The following is a 23817-nucleotide window of genomic DNA, read 5'->3' as shown; positions in this document are numbered from 1 at the left end:
CCGGCGGTCAGATCCCTCGCGGGCAGGAAGAGGCCCCTCTCATCCTCCGGAACGGCCCCCCGCGGTCGCCGCGTCGACGGCCGCGGCAGCCCCCTGACCGGACGGCCAGCGGCCTTCAGTGCGGGCGCGGACGCCGGTTCGCCGATCAGGCGGTCGTGCAGCACCCTCGCGGGGCGCGGTTCAGACCGCGCGGCCGCGCCGGCTTCGGCCACGGTCTCTCCGGTCATCGGTGGCGTGCTGCGTCGGGGGTCGCGCCGGAACGACCGGCGGTCCCGTCGTCGGGGCCGTCGCGCAGGTCGAGGGCGGGTTCGGGGGAGGTGGAGCGGAGTTCGGGTTCCAGGCCCTCCTCCGCGAGGTCGGTGCGCCGCAGGCCGATGTCGGCCCGCCACGCCTCGAAGACGAGGGCGGTCGCCGTGACCACGGCCAGCCCGAGCAGCCAGCCCCCGACCACGTCGCTGACCCAGTGCACGCCGAGGGCGACGCGGGTGAAGCCGACGCCGACCACGCTGATCACCGCCAGGCTCCAGGCCAGGAGCCGCCGGGACGGGGGGACCAGCGGAAGCAGGACGAGCAGCAGGACGGCGCAGGAAGTGGTGGCCGTCATGGCATGTCCGGACGGGAAGGAGAAGCCGGGCGCGTGGGACACCGGGTCCGGCAGGTGCGGACGCGCCCGTTCCACGACGTTCTTGACCAGCAGGCCGATCAGCCCGCCGGCCGTGGCCGTGACGCCGGCCCAGGCCGCCAGCCGCCAGGCCCGGCGGGTCAGGAGCCAGACCACCACGGCCGCCACCAGCAGGCGCATCGTCACCGGGTCCCACACGACACCGGTGAGGAACTCCAGGAGGTGTACCAGCACCGGGTGGGCGAGGACGGCCCGGTGCAGCCCCTCCGCGGCCTCCCGGTCGAGCCGGTGCAGCGGCGCCCACCCGGACTCGACGAGCACGAGGGCGAGGGCGAAGGGCACCGCCGCCACGGCCGTGGCCGTCACCGTCAGCACCATTCTCCGGCCGAAGGCCGCGTCGGGCCCGGCTCGGCGGGACAGGAGGGCCCGGATGATGTGCTGTGCCATGGAGGGCGCAGCCTCCCTTCGCGGTCGGAGCCTGAGACGGGGGCGGGGGCGGGGGCGGGGTCCGGGGCGGGAACGGCGGGACATGGGTCAGACGCCCGGGTCCTGGCTGACGGGCTCCCTCGTGCCTGCGCGCACGGCTTCCAGCTGGGCCGCGAAGGAGAGGCCGAGGAAGAGGGCCAGCGAGGTGAGGTAGGACCACAGCAGCAGCGACATGACGGCGCTCAGCGGCCCGTACACGCTGGTGAAGGAGCTGCTCGCGCCGACGTACAGGCTCAGAGCCCAGGTCGCGGTCAGCCAGAGCAGCAGGTGCACGACGGCTCCGAAGGCGAGCCAGGTGTAGCCGGGCTGGTCGCGGCGCGGCGAGAGGCGGAAGATCGCGCTGGTGGCCAGCACGGCCAGCAGGATGCCGACCGGCACGCGCAGCAGGCCCCAGGCCCGGGTGGTGGCCGGGTCGAGGCCGTAGACCTCCGCGAAGGCGTGGGTCAGGTCGGCGCCGAGCACGATGAGGACGAAGCTCAGCCCCAGCGGGAGGCCGGCCAGGACGGCCATGACCAGGCCACGGAAGTACTTGTGCAGGAACGGCCGGTCGCGTTCGTTGCCGTAGATGCGGTTGGCTCCGCGCTCGACCTGACACAGGCCGGTCGTGACGTTCGTGACCGAGAACAGCAGGCCCAGCCACAGCGCGGTCTGGCCGCCGTCGCCAGCGTGCCGCCGGCTGTGGGCCAGCGCCTCGTCGACCATCTCCTGGCTCGGTCCGCTGGCGAGCCGGCTGATCGTCAGCTCGGCGACGCGGCCGATGCCCTCGGTGTGCAACACGCCGGACAGGCCGATCGCGGCGATGGCCAGGGGCACGAGGGACAGGACGGTCTGGAGGGCGAGGGCTCGGGAGTGGCTGAAGCCGTCCGCGTAGCGGAAGCGTACGAAGGAGTCCCGGGCCAGCCGCCAGCCGCCGTAGCGGCGTAGCGCGGCCCACGCTTCGTCGCCGGACAGCTCATCGCCCCGCACGTCGCGTCGCTGCGGTACCCGGGTCGCGGTTCCCATCGGTTTCCTGACTGTGTGGTGGTTCAGCGGTCTGCGGTGCGAGGGGTCCGGAGGGGGCGGCCGCCCGCGCGTCGGCGCGCGGCCCCATGGCGGCTCCGGCCCGCCGTGGCACGGGCGTCGGGGCGTCCGCGTCCGGGGGCGGGGTGGCCGCGGGCTGCCGGGGCAGCCGGACGCGCAGGGTGGCCGGCTCGACGGCGGCGGTCAGCCTGGCACCGTCGGGCAGGGTCTCGCCGTCGAGCTCCCGGGCGCGGGCCGCGCGAAGGGTGCTTCCGCCTCCCGCGCCCGCCGCCGGGATCGCCGCGGACCTCGTCGCCCTGGAGGATGCCTACGGCTGTCACGTCATCGCGCGGATGTTCATGACCGGGCAGTAGGCCGAGGAGCACCTGTTCGGCCACGCCTCGCTCGCCACCGGCCACGCGTTCCGCGCCCGGGAGAGCGTCACGCCAGGGAACCGTGGTCTCGCCGGCGAGACGGCAGGCCACGCTCATGGCGCGGTGGACCGCCGCTTCGGACCGGTTGGGCCGGGTTTCGTCATCGCGGGCCGGGCGGTGATGGAGCACGAGCCGGTCTGTGGCCGAGAAGGGATGCCAGAGTCGATCACAGGACCTGGATCAGCATCCAGGTGGCCACGGCGAGGAAGCCGACCCCGGACACCCGTTGCAGGGCATAGCCCTTGCTGGTGGGCTCGGTGGCGTCAGGATTCCTCACCCAGCCCTTCAGCAGGCGGGCGTTCATTCTCCAGAGCAGTCGGGGGTGTACGACCTGGACGAGGCCCATGACCAGGAACAGGCACAGCAGCGGGACCAGCACGGCATCGTGGGTGGCCGAAGCGGTGTGGGTCGGGGTATCGGGGTTCATACGGCTCCGCGCTTTCTGACGATCCGTCGAAGTAGGGCCGACCGTGGGAGTCGGGTCCGAGGGGTGTCCCTGTCGGTGCACGACATCGGACAGCTCTCCCTCGTGAACCCCGTCGCCGGCGGCCGGCCGACCCGTGAGCGGGTCGGCCGGCACCGACAGGGACTGTTCCCGGGCGTCAACGGCGGGACCAGGGCCGGCGTCTGGAGGCGTGACCGGACCGGTCACCACCGATGCCCGCGAGGTGGAGAGCCAGGGCGGTCAGCCCGAGGAGCGTGATGTTGGTCGAGGAGAAGACGTCGTTGGTGGCGATGTCCGCGGCGTTGAGCACGAAGGCGAGGAAGAACAACACCGCGGCGGCGATACCGAGCATGGAAGAACTCCTTGTGAGGGGAAGGCCGCCGCTCCCCAGACGCATGAGGGGTTACGCGGAGCGCGGATCCGGGTGGCCGGCATTCCTGCTCCCCCGCGGCAGGGGGCGGGGCAGCGGTTCGTGGGCGTGGGGACGGAAGGGGTCATTCCTGTGGGGGATGGCCGGCATCCCCCTCGACGACCAGGCGGTCGGCGCCGGGCTCGTCCGCGAGGTCGACGACGCTCACGTCGACCCGCCCGTCGCCCGTGGTGTCGAACTGGTAGAGGTCGGCAGTGCCGTCGCCGGTGGTGTCCGTCATCCAGATGTCGGGCTTGCCGTCTCCGTTCGTGTCAGCCGCGAGAACGAGGTGCTGCTCCTCGCCTCGGGTTTTCACCGCGTCCGCGGTATGCGTTGAGGTGTCCATGGCCGCCGGATGCCCCCGGTCGCGGGCGCGAAACAGGACTGCCGGCAGGCGCTCGCGGAAGCGATGCCGGGCGGGATCTGGGGCGTGGGCGGCGGAGGGCTCGGGAGGTTCGACCTCGTGGGCGGGGACGGCGGGAGCACCGCGCCCGCAGAAACGGGGTGTGGACGGGAGGTCAGGGCGCGGGGAAGTCCACCGCGAGGCAGCCCGGCCCGGCCGTCTGATGACGGGCGGACACCAGTCGTACCCGGTCAGGGCTCCGGGAGGGTGGCCCGTCGGGTCACAGGTGCGTCGTCGGCAGGAGCGGTGGCGAAGGGGCCCGCGCGCACCCCGAGGGCCAGGGCCTCCTCGACGCGGCCGGGGTCGACGAGGTGGTCGGCCCGGATCCGGCCGGTGAACGGTGTGACGGCCTCTTCGTCGCGGCCGGTGAAGGAGTGACCGGCGTGGTGGCGAGCGTGTCGTCGTCGTGCCGTACGAGGAGATCGAGCGCTTCCCCGGGGCTGTGCCGGACGGGTGACCGCGCGGAGGTCTCCGGAGCCGGCGGGCGCCCGGCTCCCCTGCGGGTCCGGAGGGAAGGGGGATGAGCGTCAGAGGGCTGGGTAGACGCGCGCCAAGGCTCCCGTGGGCGACCGGGAGGGTGTCTCGCGAAGGGTCGCGGAGCACCCTCGCGGCGCGGCCGAGGGGTCTGACCGTACGGAGAGGTTCGTGGAGGGAAGGAGACGGTGCCATGAGCGCCGTCGAACGGCAGCCGGGCAGCGGCGACTCGATGGGCGACCTGGTGACGCGCGCGTCCGGGCAGATCTCCGAGTTGGTCCGGGAGGAGATGCAGCTGGGCAGAGCGGAGCTGACGCAGAGGGGCAGGCGGTTGGGCCGGGGTGGCGGCCTTCTCGGCGGGGCGGGCCTGGTCGGCATCCTGGCTCTCCAGGCGCTGGTCGCGGCAGGCATGGCGGCACTCGCTCTGGCCCTGCCGTGTGGGCGTCCGCGCTGGTCGTCGGCGCTGTACTGGGTGCGGTGGCGGCGGTGATGGGCATCGCGGGGCGGAAGCAGATCGCGCGGGGCGTCCCCCCGGTGCCGGAACAGACCGTCGAGAACGTCAAGGCCGATGTGGCCGAGATCAAGGAGAAGGCACACCGATGAGTCATCAGAGCGAGGGCGAGGGCTCGGCTCCGACCCCTGAGGAGTTGCGCGTGCGTATCGAGCACACCCGTGAGGAACTCGGCAGGACCGTGGAGGAGCTGGCGGCCAAGGCCGACGTCAAGGCCCAGGCGAAGGAGAAGGCGGCCGAGGTCAAGGAAAAGGTTGCCGAGGCGAAGGGCCACGCGAAGGTGAAGGCCGTCGAGGTCACCGAGCAGGCCAAGGACAAGGCCGCCGTCCTCAAGGAGCATGCCGCCGAGGTCAAGGAGCAGGCGGCCGTTCGCGCCGCGCTCGTCGGCGACCAGCTTCGCGAGAAGGCGGCGGAGATCGAGGCGAAGGCCCCGAAGACGGTGCGCGACGGGACGGAGCATGCCGCCGCGGCGGCGCGCGACCACCGGGGAGCGGTCCTCGTCGCCGCCGCCGTTGCGGTCGCCGCGCTGCTGTTGCTGCTGGGCAACCGGAGGCGGCGATGAAGCGCGTCGGGATGGTGTACAAGCCGATCGGCATGGCGCTCGGTCTCGGCGGCGGTCTCCTCGCCAGCGCCGCCTTCAAGCGTGCGTGGAAGGCCATAGCCGACGAGGACGACGCCCCCGACCCCAAGGACGAGGGCCGGGACTGGACGGAGATCCTGCTGGCCGCGGCCGTCCAGGGCGCGATATTCGCGGTGGTCAGGGCAGCCGTGGACCGCTCCGGAGCCATTGCGACCCGCCGGCTGACGGGTACCTGGCCGGCCTGAGTGGACGTCAAGTCCGCGGTCTTCCTCGGGGTCGAGACCGAAGCCCGACGGGCGGACATGGCCACCACCGCGAAAATCTTCGCCGAACTCGCGCCGGCTGGAAGCGACACCGATCCATCCGAGACGAACACCACCTACGAGGCGATCGTGAACACCTTCAACCAGCACCCAGACCAGGTGTTCCGAGCCCGTGAGGTGCACGAACTCCTCGACATGCCCACCGACGAAGCATCCCTCGGCATCACCCGCAGACGCGAGGGGCAGGCATTCGGCCTCGGCGGGTACCGGCGGCCGCCGGGGCCGACCCCGCAGGCGCGGGGAGCCGTCCTCCTGACCCGCTGTCGTCCGGTGTCGCTCATCGCGGCGCCCGTCACCAGCGTTCGTAGCCGGTGAAGGGCTCGTTGTAGCTGCCGGAGCGGACGGCGATGATCCGGTCCTCGTACGGAAAGCAGGTCGTCGACTTCTTCCGTGTCGTCGCGGAAGTCGCGGTGTTCCTTTTCGTCGCCGGTGGCAGCGTCGAAGACGTACAGGCTGTCCCCGTGGCGGGAGTTGTTCACGAACATGACCTGGCCGGCCTCGGCGTGCAGTCCCCGGTCTGCGGAGAAGGGGCTGCCGTCGAGGCCTTCCCTCCAGAGTTCATGGCCGGTCGTCAGGTCGAAGGCTGCGAGGAATCCCGACTCGCCGCCGTTGGTGAACGCGAAGAGCCGTCCGTCGGAGACGGCCACGTCGGTGCCGATCGATCCGTAGTCGGCGTCGGTGACCTGGAGGGCTGCCCCGGGGCGGCCGTCCGGCCCGAAGGTGAGGAAGGCCTCGATGCCTCGGTCGCCTTCGTCGACCTGCAGCACCATCGGCTCGGTGGCCGTGATCGTCACGCTCGCGTCGGTGAGTACACCGCTGCGGGCGTCGAGGGGCGTGGTCCATTTTTCATCGCCGTCGGCCGGGCGGATCGAGGGGCGGACCGGCGGCCGTCGTGGGGACGGACCTCGGCCAGGAGGTCTGGGGGAGGTCGAGCCGGGCCGCCGGGATCGAGTGGCGCGACGCGGTCGTGCCGCTCCGCAGCTCGCCGGCTTGGGGCTGCTGGTCCATGTGCGCGTGCACCCCGTCCAGGCCGGCATGCGCCATGGCGCACCGTCCGGCGGCGAGCACGTCCGAGCCGGGCTTGGACCGGTCCGGGGATCCCTGGCGCGCCATGACCCGGGCCATGGGCACCCCCGTGGGGTCCAGGCGCCGGTCGGCGAAGGCGAAGACGCGAGAGGCCAGGTGCGGTTGCTGCTCCTCAGGTGCGGGGCCTCGTGACGGACCGACCGGCATGGACCACGGCGGCGGGGGCGCTCACTGCTCGCTTCGGCCGGCCGTGTACCGCATGAGCACGCACGCGGCCTTCCCCAACAGGCGGAGGTTCGTGCGCGCGCTGCCGCCCCGGTCGGCGGCGACGCTCAGCGCGTGCTCGACGGTGTTCTGCGCGATCTCCCTGGCTCGCTCGTCCGTCAGGGAGGCAGCGTACTCCCGGCCCGGTTCGGCCAGGTGGTCCTGGATGTAGCTGCGCAGACGCGCGCGGAGCTGGTCGGAGGTCGGGCCGGGCGGGATTCCGTACTCCGAAAAGGTCAAGGCCGTGGCGCAGTCGCGCGCCATCACGTCCCGAGAGGCTGGCGCCGGCCTCTCGGGCACCGTCGGTCCTCCCGCATCCGTCGTCCCCTGGGGGCGGCGGGTGGGGCTCACCGGCTGGCTCATGGGTGTCTCCGCAGCATTCGTCAGGTCGGCCACGGCCTGGCCCCAGACGTTCGGGGTGACAGGTCGGCCGGAGAGACACCAATGTCTCTCCGCACGGAGCGGCCGACGAGGTCACCGAGCGGCCATTCAGCGGCCATTGAACGGCCGCGACGAGGCGCGGAGGGAGTGATTCGCGCCACGGACAACCCTCGTCGGCCGTTACGCCCTACCGTGAGCTCAAGAGCAGAATTCAGGGGGTCGCCGATGAGAACTCCGGCAAACGAGGCGCTGTTCGCCGCCCGTGTCGCGAGGGGGTGGTTCTCCCAGGAGAGCGCCGCGAAAGGCGTCAGCAACGCGGGAAGGGAGGCCCTGGGCGACCCTCACTACGAGGTGTCCGTGCGTACCTTCCGACGGTGGGAATCCGCGAGTCCCGGGTGGCCCCGACCGGACCAGGCGACCGCGATTCGAGCCGCTTTCGGGCGGGGTCCGGAGTCCTTGGGGTTCCAGCCGCTGTACGGCACGCCGGTTGACATCCCCTCCGATCCGCCCGTCATCATCCCCCCTGTGAAACGCCGCACCGCTCTCGGTGCCGGGGTCGCCGCTATCGGCCTGCCCTGGCTCAACGCCTCCACGCCCAGCCGCACGGGCGCCTCCGACCTGCGCATCGGGGAGGAGGAGATCGCCGTGCTCCAGGCAACCGCCGCCGACCTGGACGCGATCGACCAGAGATGGGGCGGGGACCGGCTGTGGCGCAGCGCCAAGTTGCACCTGAGCTACATCCACTACGTGATAGACCACGGCGTCTACGCCGAGGAGATCGGCCGGCGCCTCCACGCCATCGCCGGGCAACTCACCACCAGCGTCGCGTGGTTCTGCTACGACGCGGACGAGCAGACCGAAGCGCGCGTCTATTTTTCGGAAGCCCTCAACGCAGCCATGCTCACCGGCGACCACCCCCTGGCGACGCGGACCCTGTCCAACATGTCCCGCCAGTGCATCGACCTGAACAAGCCGAGAGAGGCCGTCCGCTTCGCCAAGACCGCCGAGCAGTACTCCAAGAAGTGGGGCGCCCCGCCCCGCGTCAGCGCGCTCCTGCACATCCGGGCCGCCCAGGGGTACGCCAGTGCCGGCGACGAGCTGAGCGCCTCCGTCAGCGTGAAGCGCGCGTGGAGCTCTTTCGACCAGGGCCCCACGGACCGGGATCCGGAGTGGACGACCTTCCTGAACGAGGCGGAGTTGACCTGCTTGGAGGGGATGGCCCGGGCCGACCTCGGGCAGCACAAGCGGGCAATCCGTCTCCTGGACCGCTCTGCCTCCCTCCAGGCCATCGAGCACTCCCGCAACCGTGGCATGTGCCTGGCCCGCCTCGCGAGGGCCGCCGTCTCCGATCGCGACTACGACCGCACCACTGACGCCGCCCTGGAGTCCCTGCGCCTCATCGAGGGCGGCCAGTCCTCGGCCCGCACCCGCCGGCAGCTTGCCGTCGTCCGCGACAACCTCGGCGGGCACAAGACCAGCCCGCCCCTGCGCGAGACGTTCGACCTGCTCGACCACCACATCGCCTGACCCGAGGAGTCCACCCGTGCCCGGCCGCACCACGCCCACGCTCACCTTCACACACCGCAACGGCCGCGACGCGCCGGACATCATGGACGAGCTGACCGACGTCTACGCGAAGGTCTACGACGTACCGCCGTACATCGGTGACCCGTTCTTCTCCGTCGAGACGTTCCGCTCCCGGCTCACGGCCGCCTTCGAGATGCCGGGCTTCGAGGTCGTCACCGGTCACCTCGAGGACGGAACTTTGGCCGGGTACGTCCACGGCGTCACCCTCACCACAGACCGTCCGTGGTGGGGCACCATCCAGGACATCATCCCGGCCGAGGCGAGGAAGGCCGCGGAGGCCGGCGACGTCTTCTGGCTCCGGGAGCTGATGGTCCTCCCCGACCGCACGAACCAGGGCATCGGGCGGGCCCTCCACGACGAGGTGCTCGCCGGACGCGCGGAGTCCTGGACGACGCTCACGTGCATCTGGGACAACCAGCCGGCCAGGGACGCCTACCCGCGCTGGGGGTACGAGGTCCTCCCCCGGACGATCAAGCACGCCGAGGAGTCGCCGGTCTACGACCCGATGCTCCTCCGCCCGGAGGCCGGGCCCCGCTGACGCGGGTTCCTCGGTTGTGCCGACCGAGGCGCCTTCATCACACTCCCTCGACGCCAGAGGCGTGCCCTTCGTCTTGGTCCGGTGGCCACGGCGAGGGCGCGGCAGGGCGGGCACGGAGGGTTCCCGCTGTGCCCGTACCTGTGAGTCCGCCTCCGGCAGCGGACACAGAGGCCGATTCACCTGAATCCTTTGTGTTCACGGCGGGCCTGCCGGCCGCGAAAGCACGGTAGGGCACGCGCTCCCGGGTGCGGGTGCGCGCGTCCCTGTCTGTCCTACGTGGTGAGGCGGACGAGTCGCTGTAGCGGCAATGGCGGCGAGCCGAGGAAGCCAGGTAGTGGCGGGGATGCGTTCGTAGCGGTGGTTGAGCCGGCGATAGCCCGTGAGCCAGGACATCGTGCGCTAGCCGACCCCGTGGCCGCGGCCGCCTCACGCGGCCTGGTACTCGTGCGGGCGGCCGCCGCGCCATCGCACCCAGAGCGGATGGTCGAGAATGAGATCCGAGGTAATAACGTGAAGCATCGTCTGCAATTTGCGGTTCTTTGCGCCGCGCTCGCGGTGACCGCGGGACTGATCGTGGTCTTCTCAGTACGCAATGACTCGGCCTCCGATCGCGAGATATCGTTCGCGAGCGCCAGCGACTCGTACCCGAATCAGAGCGTGACCGACTGGGTCACCTACGCGGACCACGTGGTCGTCGTGACTCCCACGGCGGAGAGAGACCAGAGCATCAGCGCCGAGGACCGCGAGCGAGGCGAGGGGGTCGTCCTCCGCGAGCTCGAGCTCCGCGTCGACGCAACCCTTTGGTCGAGCCCGAAGGCAGCTCAGCCCACCCCCAAGAGTTTCGACTGGCTCGCCTGGGGCTGGAGCTTCAAGAACGGTGATACGGGCAGGAAGACCAAAATGGCGTCACACGGTGCCCCGCGCATCGAGATGGGCCACAGCTACGTCATGGCCATCATCTGGGAAGAGGCGCGGTGCAGCGAAGGAGATGGCGTCACTCCCGCCCAGTGGGGCGGTCTCGGCAGCGGCGCTGTCATTCCGTTCGACTCCGCGACCATCGGTCAGGGGGAGTTCGAAGGGGCGGTGCGCACGCCGGCCCAGGCAGACGCGAAGGCCGACGACCACGTCTCGGACGGCGGCGTCCAGGCCAGGCTGATGGGGAAGGGCACATCCGCGCTGGTCGCGGAGCTGAAGTCCGCTGTGCCTACTGAACGGAAGCGGGTCGCTCCCGCAGCCCCGTGCAAGTAGGTCTGCGAACGCTGCCGTGCGGAGACGTGCGCCGTCGGGGGACAGTCCCCTGGCGGTCCCTACGTGTTCGCCGAACAGGGCGAACCGCCCATCCTCCCCCGACGGCAGGCGCGGCGCCTCGCTCAGCGGACGTCCTGTGTCCCCAGGGTTGTGGACTGTGCGGCCAGGTCCTTGAGCAGGGTGTCGGCGACCAGTTCTTCGACCACCGCGGTGCCGTGGTCGGCCAGGGCGCGGGTCAGGTCGTCGTCCCAGGGTGCCGGGGTGACGCGGCCCGCGTCGGGTCCGTTCGGGCTGTGGGTGAGCGCCGTCCGGTAGTCGGCAGCCGACATGCGCCAGGGGCGGGCCGGTGTCTTCGCCATGACGTAGGCGGCGATGCGGATGCCCTCGCCGTCGAAGTCGCCGTGGTAGCGCAGTTCGGCTCCGTGCTCCGCGAGCAGGCGCAGCAACTGGACGGCGGCGCTGTTGGGCCAGCCGGAGGTGCAGACGAGCGGCGGGCAGTCGGGGCCGAAGCGGCGGAGGGCGAGGGCGAGGATGCTGGGGTTCTCCGTCACATGCACGGCGAAGGGCCGGGGGAGGTTGAAGGCGCCCGGAGTACGCACGTGTGCCAGGGTCAGGCTGGTGGCGTGGCCGGCTTCCGTGCAGGCGCTCGTGAGGCGGGCGAGCAGGCCGTCTCCGGCCGGTCGGAGTCCGGCGGTGAGGACGGTGGCGGAGAGTTCGTCGTCGGCGACGCCCGCGCGGGTCCAGAGGGCGCGTCGCTCGGCCGCGGACTGGGGCGGGTCGGTGCCGTAGAGAGTGGCCAGGGCGCGGAGAACGAGTGTGGAGAGGGGCGTGCCGTCGTCGAGCGCGTGGGCGTGGCCGTTCAGGACGCGGGCGGCGAAGACCGGGAGGGGTTCGGCCTGGCAGGGGATGTCCGCGAGCACGTTCAGCGCGTCGGTGAGCAGTGCGCGGGTGCGTTCCACCGAGCCGCCCATCAGGCCGGAGGACTGGCAGGCTGCGGTCCAGTCGATGAGTGCCGGCTGGGCGCGTACCGTGGGATGCCCGGCGAGCCAGGCCCAGAGGTCGGCGCGTGCGTCGTTCCTGCGGCGACGGTCGCCCGCCGTGTCGCCGAGCGGGCCGACCAGTTCGGTGAGCAGCTCGCGTACCGTACGGCCCGACAGCTCTGTGACGGCCTCTTCGAGGCGGGCCAAGGGGATGGAGGGCCGGGGGTCCGGGAGCCGGTCGAGGCCGAGGAGGTCGGCCAGGGCTTCGCGCTGGGGGTCGTCGAGGGGGCCGAGGCGTACGCGGGTGACGGGGCGGCCGGTCGAGAGACGGGTGTGCAGGGTGTGCCAGACGCCTCGGAGGTCGGGGTTGTGGAGCGTGGAGCCGGCCGGGTACGGCCGCTGCTCGCGCGGGGTCATCCTTCCTCCATGCCGGTGCCGTTCCAGACGAAGCGGGCACTGGTGACGGCGTCGTCGTCGCCGTCGGTGAGGAGCTGGTGGACGGCGATGCCGGGCAGCTCGGTGTAGGTGGCCCACTCGTGGTCGGAGGTGATCATGAGGTCCAGGTCGAGTGCGGTGAGGAGCGCGAAGACCTGCCCGCGGTTGACGGTGTCGACGCCGACGAAGACCTCGTCGAGGAGGATCGGGCGAGGTGCCAGGGGCACGTCCTCGTAGTGGGCGGCGACGGCGGCGAACAGGGGGAGGTGCAGGGCGATGGCCTTCTCTCCACCGGAGAGCGCGCCGTGCAGCTTCTTGGTCAGCGGCTGCCAGTCCGTTCCGTCGGCCCGGTCGAGGCGGACCGTGAAGCGGTGCCAGGCGGTGTAGTCGAGCACCTCGCCGAGGTGCTCCTCCCAGCTCGTGGCCGTGTCACTGCCCTTGGCCTCCTCGATGCGGGCGCGGAAGAAGGCGTGCAGGGCCTCCCGGTCGGACTCGGTGACGCGCCCCGGGTCCTTCAGGAGGAGCTGGCGGGCGGTGCGTGTGCTGTCGGGGAGATCGGGTCGGACGTCCCAGACGAGTTGCACGGCCACCTTGGAAGCGGTGCGGACGCTCTCCAGGTGCCCGTTCATGCGGTCGACGAGGTCGCCGGCACGCCGGATGCGGGCCGCGAGGTGGCGGCGGATGTCGCCGGTGAGGATCTGGTCGAAGAGACGGCGCTCGGCGGTGCTGATGTCGTCGCGGCTGCGGTCGCGTTCCTGCGTGAGGGTGGTGAGCAGGCCGGTGGCCCCGACGCGGACGCCGTCGAGTGTCGCGGTGAAGAGCTGGATGTCGTCGTCCGGTTCCAGGTCCAGGTCCGCGCGGACACCGAGCTTCTCCCGGGCGCCGTGGACGGCCTCGGAAAGGCGGTGCGCGGCGTCGCCGAGGTGGTGCGCGGCGTGCGGGACGCCCGGCCAGCGGACCGCGATGGCGCGGGCCGCCTCCAGGGTGGCCTTGGTGCCGTCGTCGGCGTCGAGTTCCGGTGCGACGCCGGCGTCCTCGGCCAGACCGATCAGGCACAGGTGCCGCAGGCGGTGTGCGGCGCCGTCCCTGAGCGCGACGGCCTCCTCCCGGCGTTCGGCGTCCTGGCCGCTGGTGGCGCGGAGCTCTCCGATCCGTCCTTCCAGGTCCACCAGTAGCCCAGAGGCCTCGCGGGCTTCGGTGCGGCAGCGGTCGCGTTCGGCGCGGGCGGTCGCGACGCGGGCGACGATCTGGCGGTAGTCCTCGCCGACGGTCGCCTCCACCGCTGCCAGGCGCGCCGCCGTTCCGGCCGCCTCCGTCTCGGCGACGGCAGCCTCTTCGGCCCGTTCCTCGGCGGTGGAGCGTGACCGGTCCGCCTGCGCCGCAGTCTCCTCGGCGCGCTCGGTGGCGCTCGCCGCCGTGAGGTGGGCGTACACCCAGGTGTCGGCGAGCTCCCGGAACCTCTCGACGCCTTCGAGGAGGGCGGTGAGCCGGTCGCGGTCGGTGGGCAGTCCGTGCTCAGCGGCCCGGCGGCTCAGCGCCCGCAGGGCGGTCGTCACCTCGGTCTCACGTCGGGCGAGGTGCCCGGTCGCGTAGCGTACGGCGTCGTCCCTGGCGGCCACGCCCTGCTCGGCCCCGTCCCATGCCCTGCGGCAGGCGTCGAGTTCCCGGTGGTCGGGCCGGGACGCCAGGTCGGCCTCGAGCCGGGCGGTGCGGGCGTCCAGCTCGCGCAGCCGGTCGTCGAGGGCGGCGAGCGCGGCGTCCGTCTCGCGGAGGCGGTCGCCGAGTTCGGCGATCCCGCGCTGCCGGGCCCGCTCCCGGGCGACCGTTCCGATGTGGGCGGGTTCCGGCTTCTCCCACGTGCCGGTGGCGGGCGCGAGTCGCCAGCCTCCGTCCGCGGAGACGGCGGCGGCGTGTCCCCCGGGCAGGACCGTGCCGTACGCGATGCCGCCGAGGACCCGGGTCACGATGTCTGCCGGTACCGGGATGTCCTCCTCGGGCCTCAGCACGTCCAGGAGGCTCGAGCTCGGCACGGGCGTCGCGAGGGCTGCCTCGACGCGCGTGTCGTGTCCGGGCAGTGTGATCCCTTCCGAGGCGCCGACCCAGGCGTCGAGGAGGCCCGAGGCCTCCAGGGCCGCTTCCACACCGGCCTGTACGGGGAGCGGGACTCCCTCGCGGAAGGTCACCAGCCGCCACAGCGGTGCGCCCGCCATGGGCGTCCGGACGGTCGTGCGGGTCGGCGGCGGGGAGGGCGGGAGGTCGGTCTCGTGGCTGAGATCCCGCATGCGCTTCTCGAGCACGGAACGCTCCTCGCCCCGCGCCTGGCGCGCGGTGCGAACCTCTGCCCTCGCTGCGGCGACCTCCTGATCGAGCGGACGCGCGGCGGCGTCGACGAGCGTCCTGACGCCGGCCTCGTCGGCCGCCCTGGCGACCAGCTCGTCGGCGTCGCCGAGGCGCAGCTCCGCGCAGCCGTCGGCCCAGGCGAGCAGTCGTTCGCCCTGCGCCGTGACGGCGTCGTCCCAGGCGCCCGCGGCCTCGTCCCGGTGGACCCGCGCCTCCGCCAGGCGGGTCCGCGCGTCGTCCAGGTGTTCCTCCGCGGCGCGGCGGTCGCGTACGGCGCGGGCGTGGTCGTCGATCGCCTCGGTGACACGGGCGACCTGCTCCCGGCGGGCGGTGACCGCGCCCCTGAGCAGGCGGCGGGCCCGGGGGGCGGCGTCCTCGGCCGGCGTGCGCGCGTCCGCGCCCTCGTCCGTCCCAGGGGAACCCGGCTCGGCATCCAGGAGGGCGCGCATCTCATGGTGCAGGGTCTCCAGGCCCGCCGCCCGCGCCGCGCGGTGGGCTTCGGCCCCTGCTTCGCCGGCGTGTTCGCCGCGAGCACGGGCGTGCCTCGCGGCCTCGTCGGCGTGCTTCCGGTGCTCCCCCGCCTCCGCCTCGGCGGACCGGGCCGTCGCGCGCCGTTCCCGGGCGGTGGTGGCGAGCTGCCCGGCGCGGTGGCGGAGCCGGTCCAGTTCCTCCCCCTGCCGGTACGCGTCGCTCTCGCGGAGCCCTTCGACGGTCTCGTCGAGGGTGTGCACCTTCAGTTCGAGTTCTTCGCGGCGGGCGTGGGTCGCCGCGCGCTCGGCGAGCGTTTCGTCGAGGGCGGCGGCGCTTTCGCGGGCCGCCCGGGTGAGCTCGTCCATGTCGGTGGTGGCGGAGATCAGCCTGGCGGCGCCGGCCCTCAGGACCCGGCGCGCGTAGGCCCGCTGCCGGGAGGCGACGGTCTCGGCGGCCGTCACCTCGGCGTCGAGGCGGTCGAGGTGGTCGCGCTGCCGGTCCAGGCGCTCGAAACCCTCGGCGAGTTCGGCGATCTCCCCTTCCCCGAGCGGGGGCAGGGCGCGGGAGAGGAGGGTGGACAGGAGGGACGGGTCGAGCCGTTCGGAGAGTTTGGGCTGACGGAGCTGGAGCAGGGCGGACAACAGGGAGTCGTATCGCTGCTCCCCCATGCCGGGGAAGAGCTCGCGTCGCACGGCGGAGCGGTAGTCCCCGGGTGAGAGGTGCACCTCGCCGCGGTCGCGCAGGGACTCGGTGAGCGCCGCCTTGGGCAGGGGCTGCTCCGCCTCGTTGACCAGCCGCACGCCGTCGGGGTGGTTGATCCGCGAGCGGGTGGTGAAGTAGTCGGCGTGTGCCGTACTGGTGTGCACGCTCGCCTGCAGGCGGGCTCCGCAGCCGAACCACCGCTCCGCGCCGTCCTCGCCGACGCGGCGGAACTCCATCCACACGTACCCCACGCGGGTCTTGCCGGACGCTCCCGCGCCCATCAGGTTCCAGTGCATGGTGCGCTCCGAGCCGCCGAACGTGGAGAGGCGGTTGGGGCGCAGGCTGGCGTCGAAGAGGAACGGGAGCAGCAATTCCAGGGCCTTGGACTTGCCGGTGCCGTTCTGTCCGCGCAGCAGCAGGCGGCCCTGGTGGAAGGTGAACGTCTCGTCGTAGTAGCGCCAGACGTTGAGGATGCCCGCTCGGTGGGGCAGCCAGCGGCCGGAGCCCCCGTCCGGACTGGTCACCGCCGGCTCGGCGGGATCCTCGGATCGGCGCTGGAGGGGGAAGTCGGTCACGGTCACTGCGGTTCTCCTTCTGCGGCGTCGCCGCCGGAAGCGGGGGTGCCCTGCGCGTCGTGCTCCGGGGCGAGGCTCGTGGTCTCCGTGTCGTGCGCCGGGGCCGGGCCGGTGGCCTCCGTGAGGCGGTAGCGGTGCGCGGCCGGTCGCGCCAGGACGCGGTCGCCGGCGCGGCCCGCCAGACCGGCGTCGAGCAGGACCCGTACGGCGTCTGCGGCCAGCCGGCCCGCTCCGTCCTCCGACTGGTACGCCTTCGCCCAGCCGGGAAAGCGGCGCAGGAGCTCCGCTCCCGCCTCGGCCAGCTGTTCGGGCAGCATCCCCGCCGGGGCGGCGCAGAGCGGTTCGAGGAGGAGCAGTGCGGCGACGCGCGCGGAGGAGGTGTCGTCGGGGAAGCGGACGTCCGTGGCGAGGGCGTCCGGGTCGACGAGCAGGAACCCCTCGGTGCGTTCCTCCAGCAGGAATCCCGCCTGTTCGACCGAGCGGCGCAGGATCTGCCGGCCGGTCAGGGAGGTGATGTAGGCGAGCTCGTCCTCGGTGAGGTCGTCCCGGTACAGAACCGGGTCGTCGAAGAGCCGGCGCAGCACCGAGTGGCGCAGGCGGAGGTTGCGCTGGGCGTCGGTGGTGGCGGTCTCGGCGTCGGTCCGGGAGTCCGTCTCGCTGTCGGTGGCGGCGGCCGATCCGCCGTACCGGCGCTCCCGCACCAGCGCGGCGAGCAGTTCCTCGAACCGCGTGGGCACTTCCTCCGGTGGTACGGCGAGCCGGGAGGCGCCGACGGGCGCGGCCGGCAGCCGCATCAGCAGTGTGGCGTCCACGCGGTACAGCACTTTCGCGTCGGCGGTCTCGGCGTACGCGTCGGTCGTCCCGTCCACCGCACGCAGCACGTCGTACGACTCCAGCAGCTTCAGCACGTCGACGAAGGCCACCCGTTCCGCCCGCTGGACCGGATCGAAGCGGGGCAGCGCCCGGTCGGCCGCGGTGGCCTGGACGACGCGGTCGGCGAGCATCCCGATGGTCGTCATCGGCATCGAGAGCAGTTCGGCGGCGGTGACGCACAGCAGGACGTACCGCCGGCGGTCGAAGGGCGCACGGCCGGAGCGCGCCCTGCGCGCCGGGCGGGAGCCGTCCGGGTTCGCGCGGATCTTGGTCAGGCGGGCGTATCCGCGGCGGGGCTCCACGGCCAGGTTCCAACCGCACGTGTGGTCGAACCACCGGGCGAGGGGATCTCGACGGCGGCGTACGAGGTCGAAGCCGGCGGGATCGGCGGACGCGGTGAGCAGGGGGCGGGCCAGGAGGAGGCGGATCGCCCGGGCGACCTCCTCCCGTTCGGCGGACGCGAGCTGATTGGCGAGGGTGCTCATCCTGTCGCCTCCTGCGGGGTGGTACGGGCGGGCGGGAAGGCGGCGGCTCCGCCGGCCGCCGTGATGTGGACGATGTAGTCGGGGCCGGTCAGTGTTCCCGTCGCGGTGCTCAGGACGGCGGTGCGCGCGTCCGGCGGCGGGGAGAGGACGACCTCCACACGACCGTCGCCGGTGGTGGCACGCCGCAGTCCCATGGCGTCCGGCCGGGCGGCCAGGCCCCGGCCGAGAAGGTCGAGAAGGCGCTCCAGGACGGCGGGGTCGAGGGTGCCGAAGGAGGAGAGCCGCACGGGTCCTTCTGTCTCCAGGGCCTGCCAGGCGCGGGCCAGTTCGGCCCGCTGCGCGCGGGCCCGCTCGGCTCGTTCGGCCCGCACGGCCGCCACGTCGCGCACCTTGCCCGTTCGGGTGAAACGCTCGGTCCGTCCCTTCGTCCGCAGCAGGGCCGACACTTCCACGGGCGGGGTCTCGGCCCAGGAACGGGAGGCGGGGATCAGCTCGGGGTCGGGGTGGGCGAGGTGGGCATGGCGGGAGGGACCGAGGCCGAAGGCGGTCGACCACAGCCGGTGCAGGTCGTCCTCGGTGGGGGCGGCGGCGAACCAGCGTGCCAGTTCGCGGAAGTCCTGTACGGCGCTGGAGGAACGGCGCCGGGACTCGTTGATCCGCTCGAGGACCTGGAGGAGGGAGACGATGGCCCGCCGGGCGATGTCGTGCAGCTGCTCGATGCGGGGGCGTGCCCCGTCGCCCGGCAGGAACCAGGCCCGCAGGCCCGCCCAGCGGGCCCGCCGGCTCTCCAGCCAGGCGGCACCGGGGTCCGCTCCCGGCATCGGCGGCAGTTCGGCGCCGCGCAGGGCCCGTTCGCGCAGGGCGGCGATGCCCCGGTCCTCCACGCGTGCCACGGCCGCGGTGACGGACTCGCCCCGTCGGTCGAGGTCGACGAGGAACTCCTGGAGGTAGGCGACGGTGGCGGACTTGACCTCGCGGAAGACGTCCAGGTCCGCGCCCTCGGCGCGGAGAAGGCGCTGGAGCTGCCCGTTGAACGACTTGGTGTTCTCCACCAGTGACTCCAGGTGGGCTTCCAGTTCCCGCAGGGTGCTGAAGATCCGGCGGTCGGCGGCGGAGCTCTCGCCGGACAGCACGCTGAGTTCGTCAAGTCGGTCGGCGATCGCCTCGAGGACCGCGGTCTGGAGCGCACCCGTCGAGGCCAGCACTTCCAGGGCGTGGCGCACCCCGGCGAGGGCGGCCTCGCCTCGTCGGGTCAGCGAGTACTGGAGGTTGCGCCGCTCGTACTCCTCGGCCGTGCGGTAGTTCTCGGCGTGGTTGTGGACCACGTCGAGGAGGTCCCATTCGACGAGCCGCTTCAGGCTGTCGTGGAGTTCCTCGTCCGCCAGGTCGGCGAGCCAGCCCACCGCGCGCAGGCGTTCGCGGACGCCGTCGAGCCCGAGCGCCGTCTCAAGGTGCTCGCCGGCGACGCCGAAGGCCTCCAGCACGGCGCCGTTCAGGTCGGACCTCTCCCCCGTCGTGAACCGGAACATGTCCGGTGGAACCCTGCGCATCTCCGAACCTCCCCTCCTCCAGGAGCCTGACGACTCCGCCATGGCCGATGCCTACTCCGCGCTCTCGAACGGGTAGACAAGGCTCTGCGCGCCCTTGATGCCGGATACGTTCACCGTGCCGCTCGGCCAGACCGGCAGGTGCTTCAACGGGTCCAGGATGATGCGTACGGTCGTCGGCACGGTCCCGACCTCCAGACCGGAGACGACGACGAGGAAGAAGTCCTCGCTCTCGACGGCCCGCCGGAACTCGGCGGGGGTGAGCGAGATCGTGTCCGGCTCGGACCTGCGGTACGTCTTGAGCTCGAAGAACCGGGCGAGTTCGTCCACGGCGTCCGCGCCGAGACCGTGCTGGGCCCGGAGGTCGCGCAGTTCGGAGAGGTCACGGCCGAGGGCCGTGCGCACGACGTCCATCGCCACCGTCTCCTGGTCCAGCGTCGTGTACCCGCTCATGGCGGTCCGCTGCTGCGGGACGGCCGAGCCCGGCCGGGGCTGCGGCAGGCCGGTCCGCCCCTTCCTCGTGCCGGCGCCCGACCGCCCGATTCCCGTCGCCGGTGTCACGAGGCCCGCACGATCCACGACGAGGCGGAGGGCACTGGGGTCCACCAGTCTGCGCACGGGCGTGGTGGGTGCGGTCTCCTGCGTGCGCGCGGAGTTCGGCGTGGTTGCCGCTGCCGCCGTGCCCACGGCCGGGCCGGTGCTGCCCGCGGCCGGACGTCCGCCCGCTCCCCGCGTCCGTACCCGGCCCCTCGCGTCGTCGTCGAGGTCCCTGAGCCTGCGCTCGCGCTCGGCCTCGGCGGCCTCCTGCTCGCCGCGCACCCGGTCCTCCGCGAGGCTCAGGTCCACGGCGGAACGGCCCTGCTCCGCGCGGTCGCACGCGGCGCCCCAGGCGAGGGCCGCCCCTCGGCGATTGCCGGGGAAGCGGGCGGCGATGGCGGCACCGCCCACGGAAGGGCGGCCGATCGCCGTGACGTCGCGGACGTACAGGGTGCCGGAGACCCAGTCGACCCCGGCGACGACGGGCACCTCCTCCGTCGTGTCGGCGCCGGGAAGCACGACGCGACAGGACAGCTCAGGCGCCACGGACACCGTGAGCGCGGCCAGTTCGTCCCACGACCGGTCCAGGCTCCGCGCGACATCCGGCGCGTCGCGCCGCAGATCCTCACGGAGATGGGCGACAGCCGCGCGGACCAGGTCCGTGGCGTCGGCGTCGTGTCTGGCGACCGCTTCGCACACCGTGAGCTCGTCGGACCCGATCCAGGTGAGGCGCAGCGCCCTGGCCAGGGGGCGGAACTGCTCCAGTTCGGCTCCGGGGCGCCAGACCGCGTGCCCGCGACCCAGGCCGTCCGCGACGAGAGGGTCCTCAACGGCGTACACCGGCCGCTTGGTGCGCCAGCCCTCGCCGGTGACCAGGGGCAGCCGGCCCAGCTTGCCGGGCGTCACTTCCTCCGGTGCGGTGTCGACGAGGTCACGCAGCATCTTGAACGTCTCCAGGACGACCGACTGGGTGGGGCCCTCCGGAACCTCCCGCCGCACGGCCCTGTCCCGCCCCGCAAGGTCGCGGATCACCGCCTTCGCGTCGTCGACGGTGGGCCGCCGGACTCCGAGCCGTCCCCAGAACGCGTCGCTGCCCCGGAACACGGGAGCGAAGTCCCGGGCGGAGCCGAAGAGCGGCTGGCCGAGGAGGCAGTCGGCCGGGCGCCGCCAGCCGGAACCCGTGAGAACAAGGCCCTCGCCCTCGGCGAAGGCGCGCTCCACCTCCAGGCGGGACATCGCTCCCGCCGCGCCCGGAGCCTCCCTGCCGGTGAGACGCTCGGCCAGCGCCTCGTAGACGATGCGCGCGGCGGGAGCGTCACGGTCGGCTCCCGCCCTCTCCTCCCGGCGGAGCCGTCGCAGGCACTCGACCAGATCGCGGGTGCGCGCGTCCCCGGCGATCTCCAGCGCCCGCAGCACGTCGTCGCGCCGCCCGGCCGCCTTCTGGATGTCCGGGTGCAGGAAGTGGGCGTCGCCGTCCCCGTACACGGCTACGGTCCCGTGGGTCCGCATGCGGAGCCGGGGCGGCTTCGCCGGGACGCCCTCGCGGTCGTCCAGCCAGGCCACGTCGCGCAGCTGCCAGAGCCAGAAGGCCGCGGTGCGCCCCCGGTCCTGCCAGCTGCGGCGCGGGTACGCCGCGTCGACCTCGGCGTGTTCGGAGAGGCGGCTCCAGGACCGGCCGAGGACGTGCAGCAGCGCGGCCGCCCTGCGCCGCCGGCGTACGGCATCGGGGTCGGCGGCGATGTCGGAGGCGACGGCGTGAAGGTCGGGGCAGTCGTGGTCGTCGACGGTGTACGTCGCGTACAGGGCGTCCAGTGCCTTTCCGCGCGCCTCCGGGCCCGCGCCGGCCCGCAGTCCGGCGGGTCCGGACGCGAAGCGGGCGTACAGCTCGGGGTGTTCGCGCGGTGCGGGCGCCGTCTCGGCACCCAGCAGACGGAGGAACTTGATGGCGCCGAGGCCGCCGCGGCCTCCCTGGAGCACGTCGGCGTACCTCGCCTTGAGCCACACGGGGCCGGCCGTTCCCCCGGCGGCGAAGCCGAAGCTCTCGTCGCGCTCGGCGCTGTCCAGGCTGGTCGGCAGGTAGGCGTCGACGGGGGCGGTCTCGACATTCTCCCGCGTGCCGTCGGCCGTGTAGCGGTAGCCCTGGAGCCGGATGGCCGCGCCGACCTTTCCGCCCCAGGCCTGACGGTGTTTCTCCGGCAGAGCGGTGAAGCCGTGGCGCAGGGCGACGAGCTGGGCGTCCGTGAGGGAGAGGCCGGTGACGTTCTCGCGCTCGCCGAAGTCCGCGAGGCACCGGATCGCCGCCGCGGGATCGTCGTCCTCGAGGAGTACGCCCTGCTTGGCGAGCCATTCGCGCACCGTCCGGGCGTCGGCTGTGTCGGCGAGGAACGCCGGATGGATCTCCTTCGTGAGCCCGAGGTCGAGGCCGAGGCCGCGCGGTGCCTGAGCGAACAGGACCGGGACGGCGCCCCGCACGCTGAACCGGTCGCCCGAGCCGTCCATCAGCCAGGCGCGTGACCGCAGGAAGGTCCCCCAGCCCGCCTCGATGACGTGGGCGGCCAGTCGCACCGTGGCCTCGGGGGTACGGGTCCTGTCGTCGAGGAGCTTCAGCGTGTCCAGGACGTCCACCCGGGAGGGTGCTCCGGCGCCGTGCTCCTCCCAGTCCCACAGCACGCTCCGCCAGCGGCCCTCGGCGTCCCGCGCCGCTCCGGGCAGGGCGGAGCGCACCTTGGCCAGGCGGGCGACCTCCTCCTCCGTGACGACGCCCTCGAGTCCCGGTTCCTCCACGGCGAGGGCGGCGAGATCGAACGGTCCCTTTCCCGGGATGTCCAGGACCAGGTGCGCCGCCACCACGCGCCGGGCCCGGTCGAGCAGCGCGCGTTCCAGGTCGGCGGCCGGTCCCTGTCCGGCACGGACTTCGTCCGGCAGCGGAACGGCGCTCCACGCGTGGGCGGGATCCTGCCGGAACCGGCGCAGAACCGCCGCCGCCCACAGGTCGGCGAGGAGCGGGACGAGCGCGCGGTTCCACGGGGTGTCGTCGAGGGCCTGTCGGCTGACGAGCGGATCGAACTGCGCGTGCGCCCAGAACGCCGGGCCGGTCGTCTCGACCGGCAGGCCGACGTGGATCCGCCCGGCGCCGCCGTGGCCCACGGGAAGGGCGACGGCGATGCCGGTGGTGGCGCCGGCAGCCTTGTGGGCCCGTTCGACCCCGGCCGGACTCGGCACGGTGGCGCGGCAGACGAGCCACCGGCGGCCGTCGGCGGACCCGCTCAAGCAGGCCCTCACCTCGGCTTGTCCGCCGCCGATCTCGACCTCGAAGCCGTCCTCGGATTCCCTGGTCAGGCCGAGCCGGTGCCGGACGCCTCCCCGCGCGTCGAAGTGGGTGACGGTGGCGACCTGGCCGAGAAAGAGCAGCGCGCCGGACGACCAGGCGTCGAGCCACTCGTCCACGGTCCGTGCGTCGAGCGCGCCCTCCGCGAGCGGGACGCGCAGCACCGTCCAGGCGTCGTCAGCGAACCAGTCGGGCACGGTGATCGGATCGGCGACGGAGACGTACGGGTCTCCGAGCCGGACGCGGAAGTGACCGTGATGCACCTCCACATGGGGCGAGAGGGACTGCAACGTCATCAGTCCGATGCCGAACCGGCCGGTGGACTCGGCCTGGTCCTCCTTGCTGGACAGCCACGGCGTGGCCATGTCCACGACGTCCCGCAGCCGCACCGGGGCGCCGTTGTGGGCGACGAGGAGGTCCCGGTCCCGGGTGAGGATCCGCACGTCGGTGGCGCCGAGGTCCTCCGCGTTCTGGACGATCTCGGAGAGCCCCTGGAGGCGGTCGCTGGACAGGTTCCCCGCATGGTTCTTCGTCCGGTCGAAGGCGCGGCGGAACCGCCAGGGAAGTTCTCCGAACCGCTCCCCCAGCCGCTCGACCGCGGCAGCCGTCGCCACGTCCCCTTCCGGGTCGGGCACGTCGGTCACCGCGCCCGTCTCGTTCTGGGCGAAGAGCGCGTCCGCAGCCCGGACGCCTCCCTCCACGGCCTCTGTACTGGGCGCCGCCATTCCCGTCTCCCCGGCTCTCGTTCTCTCGTTCGCGTTCGCTTCACCCCGGCGCGGATCGTCACCCACCGCGCCGAGCGTGCCGCCGACAG

18 protein-coding genes and 2 pseudogenes are annotated in these 23817 nt (G+C 73.0%); 6 read left to right on the top strand and 14 right to left on the bottom strand.

Annotated features, from left to right (window positions below; genetic code table 11):
* Positions 1-223: 223 nt before the first annotated feature.
* The 5 genes from ACF1BN_RS21990 to ACF1BN_RS21970 form a co-directional block, all read right to left on the bottom strand.
* On the bottom strand, positions 224-1069 hold the full coding sequence (locus ACF1BN_RS21990) for a phosphatase PAP2 family protein (RefSeq protein ID WP_392333268.1): 846 nt from the start codon (positions 1067-1069) through the stop codon (positions 224-226).
* Between the two features lie 87 nt (positions 1070-1156).
* Positions 1157-2110: a YihY/virulence factor BrkB family protein gene (locus ACF1BN_RS21985; RefSeq protein WP_392333267.1), complete on the bottom strand. Its 954-nt coding sequence runs from the start codon at positions 2108-2110 to the stop codon at positions 1157-1159.
* 597 nt (positions 2111-2707) lie between these two features.
* Positions 2708-2968, bottom strand: coding sequence for a DUF6199 family natural product biosynthesis protein (locus tag ACF1BN_RS21980; protein ID WP_392333266.1), 261 nt, complete (start codon positions 2966-2968; stop codon positions 2708-2710).
* Between the two features lie 175 nt (positions 2969-3143).
* Positions 3144-3338, bottom strand: coding sequence for a hypothetical protein (locus ACF1BN_RS21975; protein WP_388883953.1), 195 nt, complete (start codon positions 3336-3338; stop codon positions 3144-3146).
* Between the two features lie 142 nt (positions 3339-3480).
* On the bottom strand, positions 3481-3741 hold the full coding sequence (locus tag ACF1BN_RS21970) for a hypothetical protein (protein WP_392333265.1): 261 nt from the start codon (positions 3739-3741) through the stop codon (positions 3481-3483).
* A 577-nt stretch (positions 3742-4318) separates the two neighbouring features.
* Between ACF1BN_RS21970 and ACF1BN_RS21965 the strand changes: the two are divergent.
* The 3 genes and pseudogenes from ACF1BN_RS21965 (at position 4319) to ACF1BN_RS21955 (ending at position 5608) form a co-directional block, all read left to right on the top strand.
* Positions 4319-4875 (top strand): annotated as a pseudogene (locus ACF1BN_RS21965) (phage holin family protein).
* Positions 4872-5345, top strand: coding sequence for a DUF3618 domain-containing protein (locus ACF1BN_RS21960; RefSeq protein WP_392333264.1), 474 nt, complete (start codon positions 4872-4874; stop codon positions 5343-5345). The pseudogene ACF1BN_RS21965 and the gene ACF1BN_RS21960 overlap by 4 nt, the downstream one beginning before the upstream one ends.
* On the top strand, positions 5342-5608 hold the full coding sequence (locus ACF1BN_RS21955) for a DUF4235 domain-containing protein (RefSeq protein ID WP_392333263.1): 267 nt from the start codon (positions 5342-5344) through the stop codon (positions 5606-5608). Before ACF1BN_RS21960 ends, ACF1BN_RS21955 begins: the two co-directional genes overlap by 4 nt.
* 134 nt (positions 5609-5742) lie before the next feature.
* Here the strand turns inward: ACF1BN_RS21955 and ACF1BN_RS21950 are convergent, their stop codons facing one another.
* The 3 genes from ACF1BN_RS21950 to ACF1BN_RS21940 form a co-directional block, all read right to left on the bottom strand.
* On the bottom strand, positions 5743-6480 hold the full coding sequence (locus ACF1BN_RS21950; protein WP_392333262.1) for a hypothetical protein: 738 nt from the start codon (positions 6478-6480) through the stop codon (positions 5743-5745).
* A 52-nt stretch (positions 6481-6532) separates the two neighbouring features.
* Positions 6533-6799, bottom strand: coding sequence for a hypothetical protein (locus ACF1BN_RS21945; RefSeq protein WP_392333261.1), 267 nt, complete (start codon positions 6797-6799; stop codon positions 6533-6535).
* A gap of 141 nt (positions 6800-6940) precedes the next feature.
* Complete coding sequence (locus tag ACF1BN_RS21940) at positions 6941-7216, bottom strand: hypothetical protein (RefSeq protein ID WP_392333260.1); 276 nt, start codon at positions 7214-7216, stop codon at positions 6941-6943.
* A 666-nt stretch (positions 7217-7882) separates the two neighbouring features.
* On the opposite strand from ACF1BN_RS21940, the gene ACF1BN_RS21935 reads away from it, so the two are divergent.
* Complete coding sequence (locus ACF1BN_RS21935) at positions 7883-8884, top strand: hypothetical protein (protein WP_392333259.1); 1002 nt, start codon at positions 7883-7885, stop codon at positions 8882-8884.
* Between the two features lie 16 nt (positions 8885-8900).
* Positions 8901-9482, top strand: a complete 582-nt coding sequence (locus ACF1BN_RS21930) for a GNAT family N-acetyltransferase (protein WP_392333258.1) — start codon at positions 8901-8903, stop codon at positions 9480-9482.
* Positions 9483-9754: 272 nt separating this feature from the next.
* Here the strand turns inward: ACF1BN_RS21930 and ACF1BN_RS21925 are convergent.
* Positions 9755-9881, bottom strand: a pseudogene (locus ACF1BN_RS21925) (IS5/IS1182 family transposase); the annotation flags it as partial.
* Between the two features lie 81 nt (positions 9882-9962).
* On the opposite strand from ACF1BN_RS21925, the gene ACF1BN_RS21920 reads away from it, so the two are divergent.
* Positions 9963-10730: a hypothetical protein gene (locus ACF1BN_RS21920; RefSeq protein ID WP_392333257.1), complete on the top strand. Its 768-nt coding sequence runs from the start codon at positions 9963-9965 to the stop codon at positions 10728-10730.
* Positions 10731-10852: 122 nt separating this feature from the next.
* Here the strand turns inward: ACF1BN_RS21920 and ACF1BN_RS21915 are convergent, their stop codons facing one another.
* From ACF1BN_RS21915 to ACF1BN_RS21895, 5 genes are read right to left on the bottom strand one after another with little or no spacing between them, the layout of a single operon-like run.
* Positions 10853-12127: a TIGR02679 family protein gene (locus ACF1BN_RS21915; RefSeq protein WP_392333256.1), complete on the bottom strand. Its 1275-nt coding sequence runs from the start codon at positions 12125-12127 to the stop codon at positions 10853-10855.
* The gene (locus ACF1BN_RS21910; RefSeq protein WP_392333255.1) at positions 12124-16239 is read right to left on the bottom strand and encodes a TIGR02680 family protein; all 4116 of its coding nucleotides are present in this window, start codon (positions 16237-16239) and stop codon (positions 12124-12126) included. Before ACF1BN_RS21910 ends, ACF1BN_RS21915 begins: the two co-directional genes overlap by 4 nt.
* Positions 16236-17591 carry a TIGR02678 family protein gene (locus ACF1BN_RS21905; protein ID WP_392333254.1) on the bottom strand — a complete coding sequence of 452 codons (1356 nt, stop codon included), beginning with the start codon at positions 17589-17591 and terminating at the stop codon, positions 16236-16238. Before ACF1BN_RS21905 ends, ACF1BN_RS21910 begins: the two co-directional genes overlap by 4 nt.
* The gene (locus ACF1BN_RS21900) at positions 17588-19141 is read right to left on the bottom strand and encodes a TIGR02677 family protein (protein WP_392333253.1); all 1554 of its coding nucleotides are present in this window, start codon (positions 19139-19141) and stop codon (positions 17588-17590) included. Before ACF1BN_RS21900 ends, ACF1BN_RS21905 begins: the two co-directional genes overlap by 4 nt.
* A 51-nt stretch (positions 19142-19192) precedes the next feature.
* Positions 19193-23728 carry a sacsin N-terminal ATP-binding-like domain-containing protein gene (locus ACF1BN_RS21895; RefSeq protein WP_392333252.1) on the bottom strand — a complete coding sequence of 1512 codons (4536 nt, stop codon included), beginning with the start codon at positions 23726-23728 and terminating at the stop codon, positions 19193-19195.
* Positions 23729-23817: the final 89 nt, after the last annotated feature.

The sequence above is a fragment of the Streptomyces sp. NPDC014861 genome, assembly GCF_043081625.1.
GTDB lineage: Bacteria > Actinomycetota > Actinomycetes > Streptomycetales > Streptomycetaceae > Streptomyces.
The sequence above is the reverse complement of the archived record's forward strand: the minus strand, read 5'-3'. Positions and strand labels throughout refer to the sequence as shown.

What these genes read in the sequence shown, in the direction of transcription:
- ACF1BN_RS21920 (WP_392333257.1), top strand. Translation starts at nt 9,963, where the DNA reads ATGGTCGAGAATGAGATCCGAGGTAATAACGTGAAGCATCGTCTGCAA.
- ACF1BN_RS21955 (WP_392333263.1), top strand. Translation starts at nt 5,342, where the DNA reads ATGAAGCGCGTCGGGATGGTGTACAAGCCGATCGGCATGGCGCTCGGT.
- ACF1BN_RS21945 (WP_392333261.1), bottom strand. Translation starts at nt 6,799, where the DNA reads ATGGCGCGCCAGGGATCCCCGGACCGGTCCAAGCCCGGCTCGGACGTG.
- ACF1BN_RS21905 (WP_392333254.1), bottom strand. Translation starts at nt 17,591, where the DNA reads ATGAGCACCCTCGCCAATCAGCTCGCGTCCGCCGAACGGGAGGAGGTC.
- ACF1BN_RS21990 (WP_392333268.1), bottom strand. Translation starts at nt 1,069, where the DNA reads ATGGCACAGCACATCATCCGGGCCCTCCTGTCCCGCCGAGCCGGGCCC.
- ACF1BN_RS21975 (WP_388883953.1), bottom strand. Translation starts at nt 3,338, where the DNA reads ATGCTCGGTATCGCCGCCGCGGTGTTGTTCTTCCTCGCCTTCGTGCTC.
- ACF1BN_RS21895 (WP_392333252.1), bottom strand. Translation starts at nt 23,728, where the DNA reads ATGGCGGCGCCCAGTACAGAGGCCGTGGAGGGAGGCGTCCGGGCTGCG.
- ACF1BN_RS21970 (WP_392333265.1), bottom strand. Translation starts at nt 3,741, where the DNA reads ATGGACACCTCAACGCATACCGCGGACGCGGTGAAAACCCGAGGCGAG.
- ACF1BN_RS21985 (WP_392333267.1), bottom strand. Translation starts at nt 2,110, where the DNA reads ATGGGAACCGCGACCCGGGTACCGCAGCGACGCGACGTGCGGGGCGAT.
- ACF1BN_RS21960 (WP_392333264.1), top strand. Translation starts at nt 4,872, where the DNA reads ATGAGTCATCAGAGCGAGGGCGAGGGCTCGGCTCCGACCCCTGAGGAG.
- ACF1BN_RS21900 (WP_392333253.1), bottom strand. Translation starts at nt 19,141, where the DNA reads ATGCGCAGGGTTCCACCGGACATGTTCCGGTTCACGACGGGGGAGAGG.
- ACF1BN_RS21980 (WP_392333266.1), bottom strand. Translation starts at nt 2,968, where the DNA reads ATGAACCCCGATACCCCGACCCACACCGCTTCGGCCACCCACGATGCC.
- ACF1BN_RS21915 (WP_392333256.1), bottom strand. Translation starts at nt 12,127, where the DNA reads ATGACCCCGCGCGAGCAGCGGCCGTACCCGGCCGGCTCCACGCTCCAC.